The organism is Streptomyces humidus (assembly GCF_014649655.1).
Classification (GTDB): Bacteria; Actinomycetota; Actinomycetes; order Streptomycetales; family Streptomycetaceae; genus Streptomyces; species Streptomyces humidus.
In genome coordinates, this window is record NZ_BMTL01000031.1 from 69325 (window position 1) to 90694 (window position 21370).

Genomic DNA, 21370 nt, shown 5'->3' on the forward strand with positions numbered 1-21370 from the left:
CACCGTGCCACCTCCGGCATGTACCTCACGAGGAGCGTTGAATGCCGTCACCCACGTCCGTCACCGAGCCACGCACCATTACGCCCGTCGGCCCGGTGTCCACGGAGCCGACGGCGGCCGGCACCGCCGTCCTGGACCGCGTGGCCGTCCGCGTCCGGCAACGGCTGGAGGCAGAGGAGGACGCGACGGCCCGGGTCGGCGACGGTGCCCACGCGGCCTCGCTCATCTGGCCCCGGCCGCTGTAAGCACATCCGCTCGATGACAGAACCCGAAGGCCCCGTTCCTTTCCGGACGTTCATCCTGAAGGTCGCCAACCGCTGCAACATCGACTGCGACTACTGTTTCGTCTTCAACTCCAAGGACCAGGCGGCGCGGCGCCTGCCCGCCCGAATGGACCTCGCTGTGGCCCGGGCTGCGGCGCGGCGAATAGGTGAGCACGCCGCCACACACCGCCTTCGGACCATCCACGTCGTACTGCACGGCGGGGAGCCGCTTCTCGTCGGCGTCGGGCACATGGCCGGTCTGCTGGAGGCCGTCCGGGGCGCCGCGCCGGCCGGGACCCGGGTCCTCTTCGAGCTCCAGACCAACGGGACTCTTCTTTCCGGTGCGTGGCTGGACCTCTTCGAACAGTACGAGGTCGCGGTGGGCGTCAGCCTCGACGGACCGCCGCGTGCGAATGACCGGCACCGGCTGACGCACGCCGGACGGTCGAGCGCCGCCTCCGCCGTGCGCGGCATCGAACTCCTGCGGTCGCGGCCACACCTGTTCGCGGGGCTGCTCGCCGTCGTGGACCTGGCCAATGACCCCGTGGAGGTCCACGACCACCTGGCGGCGTTCGAACCGCCGGTGATCGACTTCGGCCTGCCGCACGCGACCCACGACGACCCGCCGCACCGCTCCGACCCGAGCGTGCCCGAGTACGGGCTGTGGATGAGCAAGGTGTACGACGCCTGGCTCGCCCGGCCCGAGCACCCGCACAGCGTCCGGATGCTGGAGGACATCGTGGCCCTCAGCTCTGGCGTGCGCGGCTCCGTGGAGACGCTCGGCCTGGCCCCGCCGACGAGCGTCGTGATCGAGTCCGACGGCTCCATCGAGGCCGTGGACACCCTGCGGTCGGTCGAGGAGGGTGGCACCTGGCTCGGGCTTGACGTCCTCCGCCACTCTTTCGACGAAGCTCTGTCGCATCCGAAGCTGTTGCACCGGCAGCACGGCAAGGACGCGCTCGCCGAGCAGTGCCGCGCCTGCCCACTCGTGGACGTGTGCGGCGGTGGCTACCTCCCACACCGCTTCAGCGAAGCCCAGGGCTACCGGAACCCGTCTGTCTACTGCGCGGACCTGGAGTACCTCATCCGACACGTCCAGGGCTCCCTGCGGCAGCACGGCTGGAACCCCTATGCGCAGGCCGCCTCGCCGCCGTAGACGCGTGCGCCGTACCGCCAGGAGGGGATCACGCGTTGGAACGAACGAGTGCAGCAGCGACCGAAGCAATCGAGGAAGGACAGGAGGCGCCGATGACCGTGACGATCCGTCCCGCGGAGAAGCGGGACGTCCCGGCCGTGGCCGAGCTGATCGAGGAGATCGAGCGGTTCTACGGGGCCGCCGATACAGATATCCAGCCGATCGAGGAGCGCCGCCTCCAGGTGGAAGAAGCCCTCTTCGGCGTGCCACCGCTGGCTTCCGCCCTGCTCGTCGAGGACCAGACCGGGGACATCGTGGGCCTCGCCGCCTATTCCTTCCTCTGGCCGGCCGCCGGCTCCTCGCACTCCCTGTTTCTGAAGGAGCTCTACGTCCGCGACACCCTGCGTCGGCAGGGCATCGGTGCTCGCCTCATGGACGAACTCCGCGCCCTGGCCGCCGCGCGCCCCGGGTGCAGCCGGGTGGAATGGATGACTGACCGCGACAACCCGGGCGCACGGGCCTTCTACGAGTCGCGCGGGTTCACCGAGTCCGACGGGAAGATCGTCTACCGGGTCGACTCCGGCACCGCGTGAGGGTGGGTACGAGACCAGTGGAAGAGGAGCGCTGCGAGGAGTGCGGCAGCAAGATCGTCATCGGGCTCGGATGCGAATGTCCGCCGGGCTCGTCCGCATCGGCGCCCTCGCGTTCGGTAGGCACGTTCGTGAAGAGGGAGTGGCGTACTCACCCGGATGACACGATCCTGATCTCCCCGGCTCGGTGCGCGCACAGGCCCGGCTGGTGCGACCACATGACCGAGGACGACGTACGGCCGTCACGGTGGGGGTGGATCGCGAATCCTCCACCTGGGCTCTGGGAGCGGTTGAGCACTGCTTCTCCGGCGACTGCCACCGCGGGCAACCAGAACCGACGGGCCGTACGGCGGTGCACCGACTGCGAGTTGAACCTCGCGCAGGGCTGACCACAGCGCTCCGACGCCGCTCTGTTCTCGTTTCGTCTCGTGTCGGTGGCGCAGCCGCAACTGCCGACGGCCGCGCCCGCCGACGTCAGTAGGTGATGACGAGCCGTACGGAAGGCCGGTCGATCACGGCTCCGTCGGCGAGGTCGTTGTCCGGTGTGTCCGCGGGGTAGGCGGTGACTGCGGGTTCGACGGTCCTGGCCGGGCTCCAGGCGCGGATCTGCGCGCAGATCCGCTCGGCGAGATCGGCGCCGGCCGGGCCGTAGCCGACGGCTCCCAGCCGGAACCGGGGTTCGGTGCCCGGACCATCGGCGGTGCGCTCCAGGGTGAAGTACGCGATGGAGTCACCCTCGACGAGAGCGGGGCTCAGGGCGGGCGAGGCGGGGCGGTGAAGGCCGGCCTTCATCGCCGCGGGATTCGCGGTGATACGGCAGGTCGCTCGCTCGGTGGCACTCAGGCGCAGCCAGACGCCGTCGAAGGACTCGACGGGGCCGACCGTGGCGTCGGTCCAGACGACCGTCTTCGGTCGGGTGAGGGCGTCGCGCAGGAGTTCCGGGACGATGGGCTGATCCTCGTCCCAGTAGAGCCTGACGAGCCGGTCGTCGTCGATGTAGCCGTCGCGCTCTCCGTCCTGGCCGATCACCGGGAGGAAGCCGCACATCTTCACGGAGTCGGACCGCATCCGGTCCTTCTCGCGGCGGAAAGCCACGGACCGCGACAACCCGCGCCATCGCAGCGGGACCACGAGGCGTCCGCCGACGGCGAGCTGGTCCCACCAGGCTCCGGGAAGGTCCCACATGCCGACGGCGGCGATCATGCGGTCGTAGGGGCCGAACTCCTCGGCACCGAGGGCGCCGTCTCTGGTGACCACGCGGACGTCGCAGTATCCGTTCGCGTCCAGCATGCGGCGGGCGTAGGCGGTCACGTCGGGGTCGATGTCGCACGTGGTGACGTGTCCCGACGGTCCGGCGAGGTGTTTGAGCAGGGCGGCGTTGTAGCCGGTGCCGGCCCCGATCTCGAAGACGTTGTCGCCTTCGCGAACCGCGAGTTGGACGAGCATGAAGTGCACGACGTCGGGCTGGGAAGCGCAGCTCAGCGGGAGTGCGTCCTCGTCGGGGTTCTCCTTGATCGTGACGCTCTTGTTGGCGTACGCCTCCTGGAGGGGCGCGTCGGGAAGGAAGGCGTGGCGGGGCACGGTCCGCATGGCGGTTTCGATGCGTGCGTCGCGGAGGCCGGAGGGGTCCTGTTTCAAGATGGCGTCGACCAGGCGGTTGCGCAGGTTCTCGGGAGAGGCGCCGGTGTCCGTGTTCATCGCGTCCTTTCGGAAGGTGCCCGGCCGTGCGTACGGCGAGGGCAGATCGTACTCATGTGCTCTGGTGTGCGGGTGCGGTTCGCGACGTCATCCCGCGAGGAGCATGCAGCGGTCCCAGGGAACGGTGAGCGCCGTGTTGACGGGGGCGGTGAGACGAACCAGGTGGATGCCTGCCGTGCCGTCCATGAGACCGGCTCCGTGCGGTAGTCCGCTCTGGCCCAGGTGCTCGTCGAGCCGGGCGTGCAGGTGGGGCAGACTCGCCGCGAGTTCGTCGTCGATGGCATCGGCGGAGGCGCGGGAGACGGTCTGAATGAGCCCCGCCCAGCCGTGGCAGAGGGATGCGTCGGTGAGCTGGGCGAGCTGCCGGTCGTCGGCCAGGCATCCGGCGAGGGCCTGTTCGGCCTGGCGTTGCCGGTCCCGGTCGCCGAGGGCGAGGCCGGCGAGTTGTTGGGCGCGGGCGATGCCGGGGGTGCCGTAGCACCAGGACGGGCGTGTCGGTCCTGGGCTCTGGAGCTTGCCGCGTCGGTGTTCGTCTCGGGTGATCAGGCCCGGCCACCAGGTGTGCGAGCCGGTGCCGGTGCGCCAGTGGTCGAGCCAGTCGCAGATCTGGGTGATGGCTCGCGTCTGTCCTGGCACCGTGTGGCCGTGGCGCAGGGCCGTGGCCAGCAGCGCGAGCGGTCCGGCGATGCCGTGGGCGAGGCCGAGGTTGCCGTGTCCGCCGGGCCATCTCCGCGATGGGCGCAGATCGGGGCTGTCGCTGGTCCACCAGCCGGGCAGGGGGCGCGCGTCGATGATGATCGGTTCGGTCAGTCGCACCAGGTAGGCGAGGGTGTCTCGCAGTTCCGTCTTGTGGCCGCGGTGCAGGTGGTACGCGCCCAGCCCGGTCAGTCCGCTGATGAGGTCGTACTCGCCCAGGGTGGGCAGCGCGCCGCGGTCGATGCGGGCGTGTGCCTGCCCGAGGCGGTGGCGCGTGACGTCTGCGACGTGTCTGTCCAGGGTCGCCAGGGCACGTGCGGCGGTGTTCGTGTGCGAGAAGCTGAGGACGTAGGCGACGGCTGCGGCGCCCACGTACAGTCCACATGCTTCGGGGGCGGCCTGGATCGGGCCCTTGACCATGGCGGCGGCCCACGGCCGGAGCGCGTCCGGGTCTTCTTCGCCGACCCGGGCCCTGACGGCATGCAGCAGGGCGACTCCCGCCGCGCCGGAGTACAGCGACTGTCCCCAGCCGGGCCTGGTGGGTGTCGGCAGTGCGTCGTTGTTCATCAGCGGCTCTCCCCCGGCCAGGCGGCCCACGCGACGGCGGACCGACGCGCCAGGTGCCGGCAGATCCTCTCGTCCTCCCGGTCCAGGCCGCGCAGGCGGTTGTGGTGCAAGTGGAGGAGAGACTCCAGGACGGAGTCGAGGTCCATGCTCTCGGCGATGCGCTCGCGGTACAGCGCCAGGTCCACGGCGCGGCGGTGCCACGCCTGGGCGAGCGCGTCGCCCCAGCCGCGGGCACGGGGCGTCGCGCGGCGAACGAGGTCGATGGCCTGGTCACTGACGCCTCGATCGACATGGGCGGGAGGCACGGGGCGGTTCGTCAGCCATCGCATGCCCTCGTCGGGGCCGAGCAGGGCGCGGACGATGTCCACCATGCCGACCGCGGCCAGCGCGCGTCCGTCGATGGGGTCGGCTCCCAGGCTCTGCAGGGCGGCGAGGGCGTAGGCCGAGTCGGCCGTGAACACCGCCTCGGCACTGCGCAGGGCGGAGCCGGGGCCGTAGCGGCCGATCTCCGGGGTGTACGTGTCGAACACGAGCCTGCTGATGAGTCCCTCACGGCGTAGTCCGGTGGCCCATCGGGCGACCAGCTCGGTGCAGGCGGCGTACTGCCCCGGGCTGCGGGTGCGGATGCGCAGGCGCAGGTGGTCGAGGTCGTGCGGGGTGCGGTAGCGGACGAACCACCATTCGGGTGCGTCCGGGAGCTGGGCCACGAGCCGTGCGAGGTGGGTGCCGATCAGCTCCTCGAACTGGTCGGGGTGGGTGTAGATCTTGGCGTTCAGCCAGGGTGCCCGCGCCGCCCCCGGTACGGGTCCGAGGGTGCTGTTGGTGAGCACGGGGAGGAAGCCGGAGAGCGGGTCGGGGACCGGCGAGCGGGTGCTGGTCATGGGCAGGGCGATCTCGTGGACGTGTCCGCCGATCCAGCCGTAGCTCTCCTCGGGCGGCGCCTCGGTGAGCACGGCCTGGTCTTCCCGGTCCAGGTGGGCGCGCAGGACGGCAGTGTGGGCCGGCACGTCGAGCTGCAGGCGCCGTGTCCGGTCGTCCTCCCGCAGCTCGACAGCGCCGTGGCAGTGCCACCGCTTCCGCCACCGGCCGAGGGCGTCCGTCCACTCCCGTGTGTCCGCGCCACGGCCTGGAAGGGCTTCGGCGGTCAGGTTCCAGCGGCTGGGAGAGAGGATCACGCGCCCGTAGCGGACGCGCGGTAGGAACGGCAGCCGTGCGCCCTGTGGCCCCCAGTCGAAGCCGGTCCAGGCGGGGCCGAAGGCGCGGGTCAGGTGGGCGAGGAACCGGGCCATGGGCGGGGGTTGCTTGTCCAGGGCCATGGCGTGGAAGACCTGCGGGTCCACCACACGGCGGCGGGAGATGCTGACCAGGTAGAGGCGGGTGTGCGTGGCCGTGACCGCGAGGTCGTCGACGTCGATGAGTGTCGGCGCGGTGTCGTCGGGGCCGCGGTGCTCGCCCAACGGAATCACGTGCGGGAGATACGCGGGGACTCGGGCGACGTTCTCTGTGTGCGGGTACAGCGCCGGGAAGGACAGTTGCGCGGTCAGCGCGTTCTCGACGCCCGCGGGGGCTTGGCGGTAGATCTCGTCCAGTCCCGTGCCGGTGGCGACCGGAGTGAACCGGGAGGTGAGCGTTCCCGCGGAGCGGGCCGGTGTCACCGTAAGCGTGAAGTTCCCGCGCTCCAGAGCGGACAGGCTGTCGGCGTGCAGGCGCGCGCACATCTCCACGTGGGGCGGTGCCGCCTGCCCGGTCGGCTCGTCGTCGGCCAGGTGGTCGATCAGGTCGTCGGTGAGGACGATCTCTCTACTGCCGTCGGCCAGTGTCTGCCAGGCCAGTGCCAGCAGCCGCTCGTCACGCTCGGAGAGCGCCGGAGGCGGCGCGGTCATGCGGCTGCCGGGGTACTCGGCCGGGTAGCCGAGCCCGGCCGCCGGGTCGACGACCTCCTTCACCGGCACCAGCGTGCCGGTCCCGTATCGCTCCCAGAACGCGACCTGGTACTCGTTCCACACACCCTGGCCTGTCGGCCGACGCGTCAACCGCAGCAGCACATCGGCCGCGCTCTCCATTTCCCGCGCGACGCTTTCGGGGATCCGCGCCTCCGCGTCCAGCAGCAGGTCGACAGCCAGGGGACTGCGGCCTGCGTCGGAAAGCCGACGCAACCGCGCTGCCAGCGCCTGCCGTTGCGGCCCTTGGCGGTTCGCCGGAAGTCGGTTGTGCTCGTGTACGGCGCGTTGCACCGCTTCGAGCTCGTGCAGAACCTGTGCGACTTCGGGGACCGTGCCCGCGTCAGCGCCGTGCAGCCGCTCGACCAGGTGGGAGAGCGGATCGGTGTCGGTCATCGGCGCGCGCAGGCTGGTGATCAGAAACTTCTCCCGTACCAACGCGCCGAGCAGTACGCCGATGGCCTTCGGCTCGGTTCGGGGGAAGGAAGCGGCCAACTGCTCGGCGAGGGCAACGAAGCGGACCGGCCCGCGCGCGAGGTCCTCGATCACACGGACCGCGCTGGTGCGTCGGACGGTGGCCCCCATCGGTCCGCCGTGCGGGACGTGCAGGCGTCCGCCGCGACGCACCGCCAGGTCGTTCAGGACCACGTCCACGCGCTCCAGCAAGTCGGGGCATGCTTCCAGACGGACGATGACGTCGTCCAGCCACTCGGTGTCCACCCGCGCCACGGCTCGGTGTGCGTCTCCCCATCTCGCGTACGGCGTGGAGCCCACGCTGACCGGTGCGACGCCCGCGAAGAGGCCGAACGGGGTCGGTCGCCCGGCGGCGCGCAGCACGTAGCGGACGGTGGCCATGGCAGCGCGCCGGACCTGCTTGGGTCGTGCCGACTGTCCGGCGAAGATCGCGTCGACGCGCGTGGCGAGATCGCCACTCGCCTGCCGGATCGCGTCGGCGAACCGCACGTCGGCCCACACCTGCTTCAGCCACCTGCTGCACGCCTCCGTGTCGGACGGATCGGGCCACCATCCCGGGAGATCCGTCAACGGCATCGCGGCGGCCCGGAGCAGGGCCACGCCCGTGTGCTGGTAGAGCTTTCCGTCGCTTCCCAATTCCAGTGCCTCCACCATCAGTGCTGTGAACGGGCGGGGTCGGGAGCGGCAGCGCTCCCGACCCCGTGCACGAGTGCCGTCAGACGGCGCTCGTGCAGGACGAGGCGCAGGACGGCTTGCACCCGTCACCGGTGCCGCACGCCTTGGGAAGCAGGTCGGCGTCGACCTCCGTGACGATGGTCAGGTCGATGTCGAACGGGTCGGCGGGCATCTCGGGGACGGCCGTCGCGGTGGACGCCTCGGTGATGGTCGTCGTGATCGGGCTGAGCGTGGTGACGGTCATGGCACTTCCTCTTCTGTCGGAAGGATCCGAACGGTTCGTCGTGCTGCCCGGCCGGCGCGTGGCATCACCGCGCGGCCAGGTCCTGCGTTCGCACCCTGCGGTGCGACCCCTCTCCGGACCGACCGGATTCCGTGGGGGAAATGGATGCGGAGCATCCGGAGAGGGGAGCCGAGGACACGGGCCGGAGCTACCGGAGCCGGCCCGTGTAGAGCATGGTCAAAGTGGTGCCGGTCACCAGGACGGGCAGGAACAGCACCTGAAAGGTGCCGAAGCCGAACCGACCGACGTACGTCACCGGATGCCGCAGCACCCATCCGACCTGGTCGAGCAGCCGCAGAAGCGGCCGTTGCCGCATCCGGGCCATCACGCCGCCGACCTCCGTGCGCCCGTGGCGCCAGCGGCATCGACGACCGCCCACGGCGTCGTGATCAGCGCTCCGGTCCGAGCCTGCCAGGCAGCCAGGTTCGCCTTGTCCTCCTCCAGATGCCCCAGCATCACGAGCAGAGGTGTGATGATCCCGGCGGCCCTCCCCTGCTCGACCGCGGCCAAAGCGTTGTGCCAGCCCTCGCACAGGGCGCGGCTCTCGAACGGTGCCGCCCGGTCGACGTACGTCTCGATCGCCTCCCAGCCGGCATCGGCCACGTACCGCCGTGCGCCGGCCACGCTGTGGTCGGCGGCCTCACCGAGTGACGCGGGCAGACAGGCGTACAACACCAGGCGCGTGCCCGGGGGTACCTCGTGTGGTGCGGTCTGCCTCGCACTGCCGCTCATTCCGCGTTACCTCCAGCCAGGTGAGCCGAGACGCCAAGGGTCCGGCGCCTCGACGAAAAGCCTCGCCGGGGGCAGTCGGCGGCGGTACGCCGTCAGCACGCCGTTCGTCCGCCGTCCGGCGACGCGCGAAGAGGCGGAGCCGCGGCGTACCGCCGCGGCTCAGGCGTAGCGAGGCTGATCGGTCCAGTGCTAAGCGGAAACGAGAAGCGGCGATGGATGCGGTGGACGAAGAGCGCCTCTGCAGGCGGACGCCAGTACGGCGTCATTGGGTGAAGCTGGCCGATTGCACCGAGCCTTCGGGCCTCGCGCGGAGACACGTACGAGAGTTCCTCGATGGACGTGCCGCGCCGGAGCGGGTCGACGACGCCGTTCTGATCGCCTCGGAGCTCGTGGGCAACGCGCTCAGGCACACAGCCGGCGGACCGGACTGCATGTGTGTGGAGGTCTACCGGGACGTGGCGGTACTGCGCGTCCATGACGCGGGACGGGATGTCTCCAGGGTCCGGGCACGCTCTGCGGAGGAGTCGGTGGATGAATTGAAGGGCAGTGGTCTCGGACTGCTGCTCGTCGAGGAGTTGGCCTCCGCGTGGTCCGTCCGGCCGACCGCGATCGGCAAAGAAGTGGTCGTAATTCTCGCCTTGGCCGCCAGCGGGCTACCCGAGCGCGACGTTCCTCCGCACATCCCAGCGGTACGTCCGCCCCTCACGGCGGAGTTCCACCAACTGGACGGCGGGCACGGAGAGTTCGACAGCCGGTAGAGCGCGAAGTCCTGAGACCGTCTCCACAACGGGCGCGGCGGGGCGCCGGCGGTTGTTGTACGCGAGGCTCAGGTGCGGCCGGAATGCGGACGTCGGCTTCTTCGGGGCCAGACCGACGCTGCTCCCTGCCTTGGCCAGCACGTGGTGCAGCCGGAGCAGGGGTTCCCAGGGTCCGAGGGACAGCCGGACGGCGCCGCGGGAGCCGGCCAGCGGCATGGCGCGTACGGAGAACGCGGAGGGCAGCAGCGCCTCGGCGTCCCGCGCCAGGCTGTCCAGCTGACCCGGGGTGACGATGCCCGGCGTTCCGACTCGGGCGAGGGTGATGTGCAGTCCGTCCGTCGGCACCGGGTCGAGGCCGAGGGGCGCCAGCTCCTCCTGACAGTGCCCGGCGAGAGTCGCGAGTCGTTGATCATCCGGGAAGGTCAGCATCCAGTAGTACGCCCGGCTGCCGTCCGACCAGCCGGGGCGTGCCCAGTGGTCGGTCATCTCGTCGAGTGCGCTGAACGCCGCCCAGTCGTGGGCCGCGGTGACCGCCGGATCGTGCGTGTCGGCGGGAGGCTCGGTGGGGAACGCGGCGGGATCGGCGCTGAGCAGGGGCACCCGACGTACTCCTTCGGCTTCACACTGCCCCGGAATACGACGACACCCTCGGCGCCTACGACGCGGATGACGCCATGGCCAGGGCCGCTGGCTGCGAGCTCCAGGTCCGGAACTCGTCGCCATAATCGCGTACCGCCGAATGATCACGCCACGGCCCGGCCTGCTCATTCAGGTCACGGGAGCGTTGGTAGACGGAGCTGATCGGCGAGTCCCCGCACAACCGCAGGGCCTCACGGCCCAGCGCCATCGCGTGATCGATGTCCGGCGTGCGCTGCTGCAGCAACGCGGTGGCGACGTCGAGGCGTACGAGCGAACGGCTCCAGGAGGAGGTCGAGTGCTCCACCAGATCGTCGATGTGCTCGGCGTCGCGCAGTACCTGGGCCGTGTTGCGCAGCGCGACGTGTGACGTGACGGCGTTGGCCAGCGTCCGGGCCCGGCCGTACGGCGCGAAGGAGATGCAGGAGGTCAGGCCGACGGGTACCTCGTGGAGGTCGGAGAGGCGGAGTGCCTGTCCGATGGCCTGCTCGACGGAACGCCGGTCGCCGGTCTTGCCGAGGGCCCGGGCCCGGCCGTTGGCGAGCAGGCGGATGGACTGTGCGTGGCGCGGGGCTCGCTCGACGGCCGCGGCGGCGCAGGCATCCGCCTCGTCGTACCGGCCGGCGTAGTAGAGGCCGAAGGAGAGGGTGCCGCACGCCCAGAGGTCGGTGTCCAGGTCGCCGATTTCACGGCTGAGATCCCGGGCCTCGGTGCAGTACGCCTCCGAGAGCGCGAAGTCGCCAGTGTTGACCGCCATGTAGCCGAGCAGGCCGGACGCACGGGCGGCGAGGCGGAAGAGTTCCCGGCGCGTGCGCGGGGGCTGGCGGCCGTCGAGGAAGGTGTGGGCGAGCTGCCGCACCTGGCGGGCCTGGGGGCGGAGGACGTACGGCCCGTCCTGTTCGTACCGGCTGGCGATGCCCTCCAGGGAGGAGTCGAGGAAGGCGAGCGTCGCGTCGTCGGCGTTGCTGGCCGTGAGCTGCCGGGTGCGGGCGACGATGTCCAGTGGGTTCTCGTCGTCCTCGCGTGGCGGAGGCGCACTCGTCGCCTGCTGGCCCGTGCTCGACTCCTCGTCGCGGTCGTGCGCGGAGTCGCCGTCGTACGCCGTGGAGAACAGCTCGGACACGGGTCTGCCCAGCATGTGCTCCAGAACCCGGCAGGCGTCAGGACGGGGCAGAGTCAGCAACTCCCCGCCGTACCAGCGGTCGAACTGGCGTGGAGAGACCTGGAGGGAGGCCAGGCGGGGGTCTCGGTCGAGCTCTGCCAGCCGGGCGGCGGCCCGCTCGTACTGGGCGGCGAAAGCCTCGTGCGTCGTCAGGTGCCGTTGCTGGAGCAGCTGCCGAAGCAGCGTTGTCCGTGGCATGGCCCACCCTCCTGGTGCGGCGTGCAGGAACGACGCGGAGGCGGCGGCCCGCAGCCCTGCTCGGCGAGCAGCGCGTGCCGGTAGCGAGGTCGTGGCCGTGCTCGCCCATCGGTCGGCTGCGGCGCACGCCCGTACCAACGCGCGCCGCGACTCCTGACAGCATGCCGACGCAACCACCAACTAGGCAATATGTCTGGTGAAGTTGACCCGTATGGGTTGTAGAGGCGTCGCCGGTACGGAGAGACTTCCGGCATGGCCTTGAAGAGAAGCCTGGTCCCGCAGTCGGTGTACCGGCGACAGCTCGCGGCACGGCTGAAGGAACTGCGTGACGCAACCGGGCTCACCCTCACCGAGGTCGCCGACCAACTGGAGGTCAACCAGGGGTCGCTGAGCCGGATCGAGAACGGCGAACGCGGTACGACGCCGGTCCTCGTCCGGGCACTGCTGGACCTGTACGGCGTCAAAGACGAGGACCGGCGCGCCGACGTGCTCGACCTCGTACGGGCAGACAAGGAACAGCAGAAGCCCTGGTGGCGGAAGTACTCGACAGTGCTCACCCCGACCCGCTACGACGGATACCTCGCGCTGGAGGCCGGCGCGACACACCTCGCCAGCTACCAGCCGATGCTCGTGCCGGGGCTGCTCCAAACCGAGGATTACGCGCGTGCCGTGATCTCCCAGATGAGGAAGGACCTGTCCCCGCCGCAGGTCGAGTCCCTGGTCAGGGTCCGCATGGAGCGGCAGAACAGCCGCTTGGGTGGTGAGACCCCCGCCAGACTCTGGGCGATCCTCGACGAAGCCGTGCTGCGCAGGACTGTCGGCTCTGAAGAAGTGATGCGCGACCAGATGCGGAAGCTGGTGGAGGCGAGCGAGCGGCCGAACGTCATCGTGCAGCTGCTGCCTTTCTCGCTCGGCGCGCATCCCGGGCTGTACGGCCCGTTCGTCATCCTGACGTTCCCGCACCCCACGCCGGACCTGGTGTGGCTGGAGAATCCCAAGAACTCCGTGTATCTCGAGTCCCCAGAGGATGTGGAGAACTACACGGACATCTTTGACCAGTTGAGGAGCACTGCCCTCGACCCGTCGGAGACCCGCACCCGCATCGCACGCATCAGCAAGGAGCTCGAAGAGTGAGCACGCCCAGCACGTCCGCCCCGCGCAATGTCACGACAGCTCCGTACGACGTCAATCTCGCGCACGTGCGGTGGCAGAAGAGCTCGTACAGCGGGGGCGCCAACGACTGCGTGGAGGTCGCGGATCTGGGCGAACACGCCGCAGTGCGTGACTCCAAGGACATCGCCCGTTCTCCGTTGCTGTTTTCGAAGGCGGCGATGCGCGCGTTGTTCAGCGGGATCGCCCGCAGGTCAAGCGGTGAGCGCTAGGGCTGAGAAGAGATCTGGGGCGTGAGGAGGAAGTCATGATGGTGGTCGTGGTGGGCGCACACACGTCCCTCACAGCTGGCGCGATGCGGGGGCCGTACCTTGTCGAGCCTTGGGCGAAACCCGGGCGTGGAGCCTGACGTCGCTCGACGTCTTCCGGAGGATCGCCGAGGGCGGCACAACCGGTGTCCGGCTGGTGAGCGGGTGGAGGCCGCTCGGCACCCTGTTGAAACACCGCCGTGGAGCGAGCTGCTCCCCGATTTCCGGCATGTCGACTCCTCCGAGCTTCCCAACGATTTCGGGCCACCTCCTCCCGCCGCACTTGTCGCCCATCTCCCGTTGCTCGGGAATATTCTCTGAAAGAAGCCAGGATCCGTGTGTGGCGAGGTGAGATGCGCGAGGTATGGAACAGCGATCGTCGCCTGACGGCAATCACTCGCTCGGCTCTCTCGATGCCTGCCCGGCAGGCCGTCATCGACCAGCAGATCAGGCCCGGGGTGAGCGTCCTGGACTTTGGCTGCGGCCGTGGAGACGACGTGCGCAGTCTGCATCACATGCAGCTCGACGTTACTGGCTGGGATCCACACTTCTTCCCGGACGGCGAGCAGAAGCCTTCGGACGTGGTGCTGCTCACCTACGTGTTGAACGTCATCGAGAACCCGGCTGAACGGCGCGAAACCCTGCTGCGCGCCTGGACCCTGACGCGCCGGGTCCTGGTGGTCTCCGCCCGCCTGGTGTGGGAACGGAACAAGGTGAACGGCGATCAGCTCGCTGATGGGGTCCTGACCGGACGTGGAACCTTCCAGCACCTGTTTGGCGCGAGCGAGTTGCGCGACTTCGTACAGGAGAGCACCGGCGTCCGCTGCGTGTCCGCAGCGCCCGGAGTCGTCTACGCGTTCCGGGACGATCCTGCCCGCATCGCCTTCCTCGCCCGCCGGATCGTGCCCGATGCCGAGTGGCTGGCCTCCGAGGACACTGCCTCCGCTATTGCCGCGGTGGTCGACTTCACCGAGCGGCGGGGTCGACTGCCCCGGCTGGAGGAGATGTCGGTTCCCCTATCAGAGCTGCTGAGTCACCTCCGGGGTACCGAACTCCAGCGCCTGGTTCGGCGCTCCGCAGACCCGGAGAAGATGACTGCGGGCGGCAAGCGCACGACGCTGAACACGTTGCTGTTCCTGGCAGTGGAGCTGTTCAACGGACGCGGCCCGTTCGGCAGCCTACCGCTGCCCATCCAACTCGACATCCGGTCCTGTTTCTCCTCCTACCTCGAGGCATGCAAACGCGCCGACCGGCTCCTGCTCAAGCTGCGCGACGACACCTACGTACGCGGCGCGATGAGGGCCTCGGAAGCTGGCAAGCTCACGCCGACCGCGCTCTATGTGCACCGCCGCGCCATCGACAGGCTGCCCACCGTGTTGCGGCTGTATGAGCACTGCGCCGCCATCGCCGCCGGCCACCCGCCGCAGTGGTCCGTGGCGAAGCTCAAGCACCAGGGACGAGCCGTCAGCTGGCTCGATTACCCCGACTTCGACACCGACCCGCACCCCAGACTGCACTCCTCCTACTCGATCGAGATGCGCAGCCTGGACACGACCCACCTGTCCTACGACAACTCGGCCAACCGGCCACTGCTGCACCGCAAGCATGAGTTCCTGGCGCCGGACGACCCGGACGTGCCCAAGTACCGGCGGCTGACGGAGGCCGAAGTGCGGGCCGGACTGTACGACCAGCCACACTTGATCGGAACCGAGCAGGGCTGGGAAGCCGAGCTGGAGCGCTGCTCGCGCGCTCTTCGCGGGCACCGACTGGTGCGCCGGCCTGCGAGCCCCAGAGGGATCCCGCCTCCGCAGGGCCTGGGAGAGGATGCAGAGCCGGAGCCCCCTACGGCTGGAGCTGGTTGACCGCAGCGGCCAGGTCGCCGACCTCGAACCCATCAACCTGGGAAGGAAGCCAGGACAGGCGCAGCCCGTTGGACACGATCTCATCAGGCAGGCCCATGGCTGTCAGCACGTGACTCGGAGTGTAGGAGGCGCTGGTGCATGCCGAGCCGGTGGCCACGGCCGCGACGCCCTTGAGGCCGATGATCAGGGCTTCGGCATCCACGCCCTCGAAGGAGAGGTTGAGGATGTGCGGCACGGAGTGTTCGGGGTTGCCGTTCACGTGGTAGCGAATGCCGGCGAGCCCGGCGAGGAGCTGCTCGCGGAACTTCTGCGCTCCGGCCAGCCACTGCTGGTGCTCCTTGCGGAAGATCTCTTCCGCCTTCGCCAGTCCCATGATCAGCGGGACGGGCAGGGTACCCGGGCGGAGCTTGCGCTCCTGGCCGCCGCCGAACATCAGAGGCTGTAGCGGGAGCCGGTCCCAGCCGCGGCGACGGACCAGTAGCGCGCCGATGCCCTTCGGGGCGCCGATCTTGTGGCCGCTGATGCTGATCAGATCGATCGGCGCGGTGAGGTCTTCCGGGAGCTTGGCGAAACCTTGGGCGGCGTCGACGTGGAAGTACGTGGACGTCTCGCGGAGGATTCGGCCGAGTTCGCTGACGGGCTGGATGACACCCGTCTCGTTGTTGACGTGCATGAGCGACACGAGCAAGGTGTCCGGGCGCAGGCGCTCGCGGACAGCTTCGACGCTGATCCTGCCGTGCTGGTCGGGCTTGAGGAAGTCGACCTCGAAACCGCGGCTTTGCAGGTGCTCGAGCGGTTCGAGGACCGCTTTGTGCTCGATGGCCGAGGTGATGATGTGCCGGCGCCCGGTCTGCTCGCCGTGCGGCGCGACCCCGAGCAACGCGATGTTGTTGCTCTCAGTCGCTCCGCTTGTGAAGATCAACTCTTCGGCTGGTGCGCCGAGTTGCGCAGCGAGCTGCGTACGCGCCTGCTGTACCGCCTTCTTGGCGCGCGTACCGTACTCGTGAGTACGGCTGCCAGCGTTGCCAAAGTCTTCGGTCATCCAGTGGAGCACGACATCAGCGACGCGTGGATCGACGCGCGTGGTCGCGGCAGCATCAAGGTACGTTACCGACATCATTACTCACTTCTACGAGAATCCCGTACAGTACGTCACTGAGATCACGTACGATACCGCCGTGATCGATCAACGAGGAGCTCAGGCGGCGGGGGAGGCGACGTTTGTCGGCTTCGAGTACATTTTTCCTGCCATCAGGGGAGTTCAGGCGGGGCGCGAGTTCTTCGTTTCGATGTGTCCGCTCCGGCTGATCCCTAAAATCTTCGTCTTCGATGACGATGAGATCGCCCCGGAGGTCCGCGCGCAGCGCGTTCTCAACAAGGGCAGGCTGCCAGCGCTCACTCGGTACATTCTGGACAATCCAGACGATTACGTTTTCAGTGCGCTCACTGCCTCGATCGATGGCGAGATCGCCTTTGAGGGCATTGCGAGCGAGGGCGCTGGGATGCGCGCCGGGCAGATCCGCGTGCCGATGGCGGCGCGTTTCTTGATCAACGATGGGCAGCACCGCCGCGCTGCCATCGAGCTCGCACTCAAAGAGAACCCCGACCTGGGTGACGAGACGATCGCCGTCGTTTTCTTCCACGACGCGGGTCTGGGGCGTTCCCAGCAGATGTTCGCCGACCTGAATCGGCACGCCGTGCGCCCGTCGCGCTCGATCGGCGTGCTCTACGACCAGCGTGACGATCTTGCCAGTCTGACCCGGCTGCTGGCCCTGAAGTCCTCGGTGTTCAAGCAACACGTCGAGATGGAGAGCAGCACGCTGTCGGCACGTTCGCGCAAGCTATTCACGCTCAGCGCCCTGCACTCGGGTAATCAGTCCCTGCTCCAGGGGCTGGAGCTGAAACGTGACGAGGCAGCCGTGCTGGCCCAGGCGTTCTGGGAATACGTTGACACGCTCATCCCCGAGTGGGCGATGGTTCGCGATCGCCGCATGACCGCTCCCGACGTGCGTCAGAACTACATCCACAGCCACGGCATCGCCTTGCACGCCCTGGGACGTGTCGGCAACAGCTTGTTGCGTGAATCCGTCGACGCCACCGTATGGCAACCGCGCCTGAAGAAGCTTGCCGCGGTCGACTGGTCCCGTACCAATACCGACTGGGAGGGCCGCGCGATCATCGGCGGCCGGGTCTCCAAGAGCCACGCCCAGGTCACTTTGACCGTGACCTACCTTCGCCGCATGCTGAAGCTCAGGCTCAGCCCTGAGGAGCAACGCGCCGAAGATGCTTATCAGCGAGGAGAGTCATGAGTACCGCGACCCGACGAGCTGTGCCCTTCGAGGGCAGCAGCCTCGCGAAGGTGACCGCCGACCTCAAGGAGGAGATCCGCGAGCTCTATACCGCGGACGAGGTTCCCTGGGTGATTGGCTACAGCGGGGGCAAAGACTCCACTGCCACTCTGCAACTGGTGTGGCTGGCTCTCCAGGAACTGCCGGCCGAACAGCGCACGAAGACCGTCTACGTCATCAGCACAGACACTTTGGTGGAGAACCCGGTTGTTGCCTCGTGGGTGAGTCAGTCCCTGGAGACCATGCGGCAGGCCGCAGTCGAGCAGCAGCTGCCGATCGAGCCGAACCGCCTCACCCCCAAGGTTCAGGACACTTTCTGGGTGAACTTGATCGGGCGCGGCTACCCGGCGCCTCGCCCGAAGTTCCGCTGGTGCACCGAGCGCATGAAGATCCGGCCGTCGAACACCTTTATCCGCAAGGTGGTCCGTAGGCACGGCGAGGCCATCCTGGTGCTCGGCATCCGCAAGCAGGAGAGCCAGGCCCGGGCCCGGGCCATGGCCAAGCACGAGAAGCGCCGGGTACAGGAGCGACTGTCTCCCAACGGCAACCTGCCCAACTCGCTCGTCTACAGCCCGATCGAGGACTGGTCCAACGACGAGGTATGGACCTTCCTCATGCAGCAGCCCAACCCTTGGGGGCACCCCAACAAGGATCTGCTGACCATGTACCAGAGCGCCACAGAGGACCAAGAGTGCCCCCTGGTAGTGGACGACTCAACGCCTTCCTGCGGCGACAGCCGCTTCGGCTGCTGGACCTGCACGCTTGTGGACCAGGACAAGTCCATGGCTGCCATGGTCAATAGCGGCGAGGAGATGGTGTGGATGGCACCGCTCCTGAAGTTGCGCGACAAGCTGGATGTCAGCGGTGAAGAGGAGCACAAGCTTCGGGACTTCCGCAAGATGAACGGCAGTATCCAGCTGTTCGGCGAGCGCATCGTCCATGGCCCCTACACCCAGAAGGCTCGTGAGGACTGGCTGCGGCAACTCCTCGAAGCCCAGTCTCGCGTACGAGCAGACGCCCCCGAGTACGTCCGCGGGATTGAGCTGATCACTACGGAGGAGCTTCACGAGATTCGCCGCCTGTGGGTCTTCGAGAAGCATGAGGTTGAGGACTCCCTGCCGCGCATCTACAAGGAGGAGACCGGCGAGGACTTCCCTGGCCGTCCGCTGGACGAGCACCTTGCCCTGGGCGCCGGCGAGATCGACCTGCTGCGCGAGGTATGTGATGGCGACGACCTGCTGTTCACCACCGCCCGCGAACTACTCGAGGTAGAGCGCAAGTTCCGCACCATGACGCGCCGCTCGGGTCTGTTCGAAGCCCTGGAGAAGACGGTCAAGCGTGGTTTCTTCGAAGACAAGGCCGACGCGCATGCCTATGCGCTCAAAAAGAAGCAGCTGAACGAAGAGATCGCTGACCGCCTGCCCCTGATCGAGGACGAAGACTCCGCCGATGCTCCTGCGTAACATCACCCTGCACGACTTTGGGGCCTACCGGGGCGAGCAGTCTCTCGACCTCACCACGACCCCCGGCCGGCCGATCGTACTGATCGGCGGCATGAACGGCTGTGGCAAGACCACCCTGTTGGATGCCCTGCAGTTGGTTCTGTACGGACCTCGCGCCCGCTGCAGCGGGCGCGGCAATCGCCCGTACGAGACTTATTTGCGAGAGTGCATCAACCGCCAGGCCGACCCCGCCACCGGCGCCGAGATCGAGCTTGAGTTCGCCATCACGGTCGAAGGCGAGGAGCGCGTCTACAAGGTGTGCCGCAAGTGGGCCACCAGCGGTAAGACTTTGCACGAGTACGTCAATGTGCTCGTCGACGGCAACTTCAGCAAGGCCATCAGCGAAAGCTGGGCCGACCACGTGGAAGACCTGCTTCCTCTGGAGATCGGTTCCCTCTTCTTCTTCGACGGGGAGAAGATTGAATCCCTCGCCGACCCGGACCGCGCCTCTGCTGTCATTGAGTCCGCTGTGCACTCCCTCCTTGGCGTGAACACCGTCCAGCAGTTGCGCACCGATCTGCTTGCGCTGCAGCGCCGCCAGAAACTCACCGGCGAGGAACAAGAGACGGTCGCCCATATCCGCGCCCTGGAAGCCCGGCACGACACCATCCAAGAGGAGGTCGACGCCACCAACGCAAGGGTTGCCGAGCTGCGGTCCCGCCTTGACGCGGCCAAGGTGGTCCTGGACAACGCCGAGTATTCCTTCCAGCAGGACGGCGGAGAGCTCTACGAACGCCGCCGTGAACTGGAGAACCGCCGTAAGGATGTCGCCAAGGCACTCGCGGCCACCGAGGCAGCCCTGGTTGACCTCGCCGCTGGCCCCCTGCCGCTGTTGCTCGTGGGCGACCAGCTCAATGCTGCCCACAAGCAGGCGATCGCCGAACAACAGGCCGATGAATCGGCCCAGATTCTTGGCGTCCTCGCTGACCGCGACGGCGACATCCTTGACCGGCTGAATGGGCTCCTGTCCACCGATGATCTGCAGGTCTTCCGCGCCCACTTGGAGCGGGACCGCAGTGAGCGCGAGCTCGCCGGAAGTGCCGAGCGCATTCTCGAGCTCACGCCTGACGGGTATGCCCAGCTAGCAGGCATCGACCAGGTCCTGGCTCATGAGCTTCGACGTGGCAGGGAGTTGCGCGCTCAAGCCGCAGAGCAGGCAGCTACGGCCGAGGCGCTGGACCGGCAGCTGGCCGGCGTCCCGGATGAGAAGCAAATCGCCACCCGGATTGCCGAGCGGGAACAGGCACTGCGTCGGGTTCACCAGCTGGAGGCAGACCTGGACAGTGCCCTCGCGGCGCACAACACCAGTAAGGGCCGTCGCGAGGCGCTGACTGCCGAGCTGCAACGAGCCCACGAAGCGCGGGTCAAGACCTTGGTCAAGGCCGAGGAAGTGGCACGCGTCATCGCCTACTGCGACCGACAGCGTGCCGTCCTCGACAAGTTTGGTGCCGCTCTGCTGAATCGGCACATCAACAGGCTCGAAGTCGCGGTCCTGGACAGTTTCTCCAAGCTGATGCGTAAGCGCGGTCTTGTCAGCGACCTGCGCATTGACACGGATCGTTACCGGCTGACCCTGATCGATACCGATGGTGAGCCTCTCGACCCCGGACGCCTCAGCGCCGGCGAGCGCCAACTACTGGCGGTTTCCCTGGTGTGGGGCCTCGCCCGTGTCGCCGGCAACTGGCTTCCCAGCGTCATTGACACCCCCCTTGGACGACTCGACAGTCGGCATCGCGAGCACCTGGTGGACCGCTACTTCCCGCATGCCAGCCACCAGGTCCTGCTGCTGTCCACTGATGAGGAGATCGACGAGAGGCTTCTAGGCCGCCTCAAGTCCTCGCTCGCTCACACCTACACCCTCGTTCACGACGACACCACGTTCACCACATCCGTGCAGCCGGGCTACTGGTGGACCTCCGGAGCAGCGCATGTCGCTTGAGACCATCCGCCTGTCCCAGCCAGCACGTGATCAGCTGGTCTGGCTCAAGCGCACCACCGGGATCAAGAACTGGAACGTCCTCTGCCGCTGGGCGCTGGCCATGTCCCTGCGTGAGCCTTCTGCCCCCTTGGTCAAGGAGATCATCACGGACTCGAACGTCGAGATGTCCTGGAAAACCTTCGCGGGCACGTACGGGGACATCTACCTCGCACTGCTACGGCAGCGCTGCGCGGTCGACGGCGAACCGCTGACGGACGAGTCCCTGAGCCGAACGCTGACGATCCACCTGCACCGCGGCATCGGCTACCTCGCCGGTAATCAGGAGATCCGCACGATCCGTGAGCTCGTCGGCTCGGCCTGCGAGTAGACCCCACTTGCGGGCACATGACCGGCCTAGGGCAGAAGGCGGCACCACCGCCTTCTGCCCTGGGCCGATCGCATGTGAGTAAGCGATGCTCTCCTGGCGCTGCTGGGCCCAGGCTGGTCTCGCGCCC

Annotated in this window: 20 protein-coding genes; 11 read left to right on the forward strand and 9 right to left on the reverse strand. The window is 68.2% G+C overall.

Annotation, left to right across the window (positions count from 1 at the left end; all coding sequences use genetic code 11):
- Positions 1-41 precede the first annotated feature (41 nt).
- From haaA to haaN, 3 genes are all read left to right on the forward strand, one after another.
- The gene (gene haaA, locus IE239_RS30865) at positions 42-245 is read left to right on the forward strand and encodes a HaaA family cyclophane-containing RiPP peptide (RefSeq protein WP_190152720.1); all 204 of its coding nucleotides are present in this window, start codon (positions 42-44) and stop codon (positions 243-245) included.
- Positions 246-258: 13 nt separating this feature from the next.
- Positions 259-1419, forward strand: coding sequence for an FxsB family cyclophane-forming radical SAM/SPASM peptide maturase (locus IE239_RS30870; RefSeq protein ID WP_190152721.1), 1161 nt, complete (start codon positions 259-261; stop codon positions 1417-1419).
- A gap of 92 nt (positions 1420-1511) precedes the next feature.
- Positions 1512-1991: a cyclophane-containing RiPP N-acetyltransferase HaaN gene (gene haaN / locus IE239_RS30875; RefSeq protein WP_190152722.1), complete on the forward strand. Its 480-nt coding sequence runs from the start codon at positions 1512-1514 to the stop codon at positions 1989-1991.
- Positions 1992-2462: 471 nt separating this feature from the next.
- Here the strand turns inward: haaN and fxlM are convergent, their stop codons facing one another.
- From fxlM to IE239_RS42515, 6 genes are all read right to left on the reverse strand, one after another.
- Entirely contained in the window at positions 2463-3686 is a 1224-nt protein-coding gene (fxlM, locus tag IE239_RS30880; RefSeq protein ID WP_190152723.1) for a methyltransferase, FxLD system, read from the reverse strand.
- 87 nt (positions 3687-3773) lie between these two features.
- Positions 3774-4949 carry a lanthionine synthetase C family protein gene (locus tag IE239_RS30885; RefSeq protein ID WP_229878414.1) on the reverse strand — a complete coding sequence of 392 codons (1176 nt, stop codon included), beginning with the start codon at positions 4947-4949 and terminating at the stop codon, positions 3774-3776.
- On the reverse strand, positions 4949-8017 hold the full coding sequence (locus IE239_RS30890; RefSeq protein WP_229878415.1) for a lantibiotic dehydratase: 3069 nt from the start codon (positions 8015-8017) through the stop codon (positions 4949-4951). The genes IE239_RS30885 and IE239_RS30890 overlap by 1 nt, the downstream gene beginning before the upstream one ends.
- Positions 8018-8078: 61 nt before the next feature.
- A complete protein-coding gene (locus IE239_RS30895; RefSeq protein WP_190152725.1) occupies positions 8079-8282 on the reverse strand; it encodes an FxLD family lanthipeptide in 204 nt (67 codons plus the stop codon).
- A gap of 187 nt (positions 8283-8469) precedes the next feature.
- A complete protein-coding gene (locus IE239_RS30900; protein WP_190152774.1) occupies positions 8470-8649 on the reverse strand; it encodes a hypothetical protein in 180 nt (59 codons plus the stop codon).
- Complete coding sequence (locus IE239_RS42515) at positions 8646-9053, reverse strand: hypothetical protein (protein WP_229878416.1); 408 nt, start codon at positions 9051-9053, stop codon at positions 8646-8648. The genes IE239_RS30900 and IE239_RS42515 overlap by 4 nt, the downstream gene beginning before the upstream one ends.
- Positions 9054-9265: 212 nt before the next feature.
- Here IE239_RS42515 and IE239_RS30910 point away from each other — a divergent pair, with 212 nt between their 5' ends.
- Positions 9266-9811 carry an ATP-binding protein gene (locus IE239_RS30910; protein ID WP_190152726.1) on the forward strand — a complete coding sequence of 182 codons (546 nt, stop codon included), beginning with the start codon at positions 9266-9268 and terminating at the stop codon, positions 9809-9811.
- On the opposite strand, the gene IE239_RS30915 is transcribed toward IE239_RS30910, so the two are convergent.
- Together IE239_RS30915 and IE239_RS30920 are read right to left on the reverse strand one after the other, a co-directional pair.
- Positions 9707-10411 (reverse strand): 2'-5' RNA ligase family protein, encoded by a 705-nt coding sequence (locus IE239_RS30915; RefSeq protein ID WP_190152727.1) that lies wholly within the window; start codon positions 10409-10411, stop codon positions 9707-9709. The two genes, IE239_RS30910 and IE239_RS30915, sit on opposite strands and share 105 nt — an antisense overlap.
- 55 nt (positions 10412-10466) lie before the next feature.
- Positions 10467-11807, reverse strand: coding sequence for an NsdA family TPR-like regulatory protein (locus IE239_RS30920; protein WP_190152728.1), 1341 nt, complete (start codon positions 11805-11807; stop codon positions 10467-10469).
- Positions 11808-12059: 252 nt separating this feature from the next.
- Between IE239_RS30920 and IE239_RS30925 the strand changes: the two genes are divergently transcribed.
- The 3 genes from IE239_RS30925 to IE239_RS30935 all read left to right on the forward strand — a co-directional run bounded on the left by IE239_RS30925 (position 12060) and on the right by IE239_RS30935 (position 15087).
- Entirely contained in the window at positions 12060-12941 is an 882-nt protein-coding gene (locus IE239_RS30925; RefSeq protein WP_190152729.1) for a helix-turn-helix domain-containing protein, read from the forward strand.
- Positions 12938-13189, forward strand: a complete 252-nt coding sequence (locus IE239_RS30930) for a DUF397 domain-containing protein (protein ID WP_190152730.1) — start codon at positions 12938-12940, stop codon at positions 13187-13189. The genes IE239_RS30925 and IE239_RS30930 overlap by 4 nt, the downstream gene beginning before the upstream one ends.
- A gap of 389 nt (positions 13190-13578) precedes the next feature.
- On the forward strand, positions 13579-15087 hold the full coding sequence (locus IE239_RS30935; protein ID WP_190152731.1) for a DNA phosphorothioation-associated putative methyltransferase: 1509 nt from the start codon (positions 13579-13581) through the stop codon (positions 15085-15087).
- Here the strand turns inward: IE239_RS30935 and dndA are convergent.
- On the reverse strand, positions 15068-16207 hold the full coding sequence (gene dndA, locus IE239_RS30940) for a cysteine desulfurase DndA (RefSeq protein ID WP_229878417.1): 1140 nt from the start codon (positions 16205-16207) through the stop codon (positions 15068-15070). The genes IE239_RS30935 and dndA overlap by 20 nt on opposite strands.
- A 58-nt stretch (positions 16208-16265) precedes the next feature.
- Here dndA and dndB point away from each other — a divergent pair, with 58 nt between their 5' ends.
- Genes dndB through dndE form a run of 4 tightly spaced genes read left to right on the forward strand, consistent with a single transcriptional unit; the run spans position 16266 to position 21243 of the window.
- Entirely contained in the window at positions 16266-17396 is a 1131-nt protein-coding gene (dndB, locus tag IE239_RS30945; RefSeq protein ID WP_229878418.1) for a DNA sulfur modification protein DndB, read from the forward strand.
- A complete protein-coding gene (dndC, locus tag IE239_RS30950) occupies positions 17393-18898 on the forward strand; it encodes a DNA phosphorothioation system sulfurtransferase DndC (RefSeq protein ID WP_190152732.1) in 1506 nt (501 codons plus the stop codon). Before dndB ends, dndC begins: the two co-directional genes overlap by 4 nt.
- A complete protein-coding gene (gene dndD / locus IE239_RS30955) occupies positions 18885-20876 on the forward strand; it encodes a DNA sulfur modification protein DndD (RefSeq protein ID WP_190152733.1) in 1992 nt (663 codons plus the stop codon). Before dndC ends, dndD begins: the two co-directional genes overlap by 14 nt.
- Positions 20866-21243 (forward strand): DNA sulfur modification protein DndE, encoded by a 378-nt coding sequence (dndE, locus tag IE239_RS30960; protein WP_190152734.1) that lies wholly within the window; start codon positions 20866-20868, stop codon positions 21241-21243. The genes dndD and dndE overlap by 11 nt, the downstream gene beginning before the upstream one ends.
- Positions 21244-21370 lie beyond the last annotated feature (127 nt).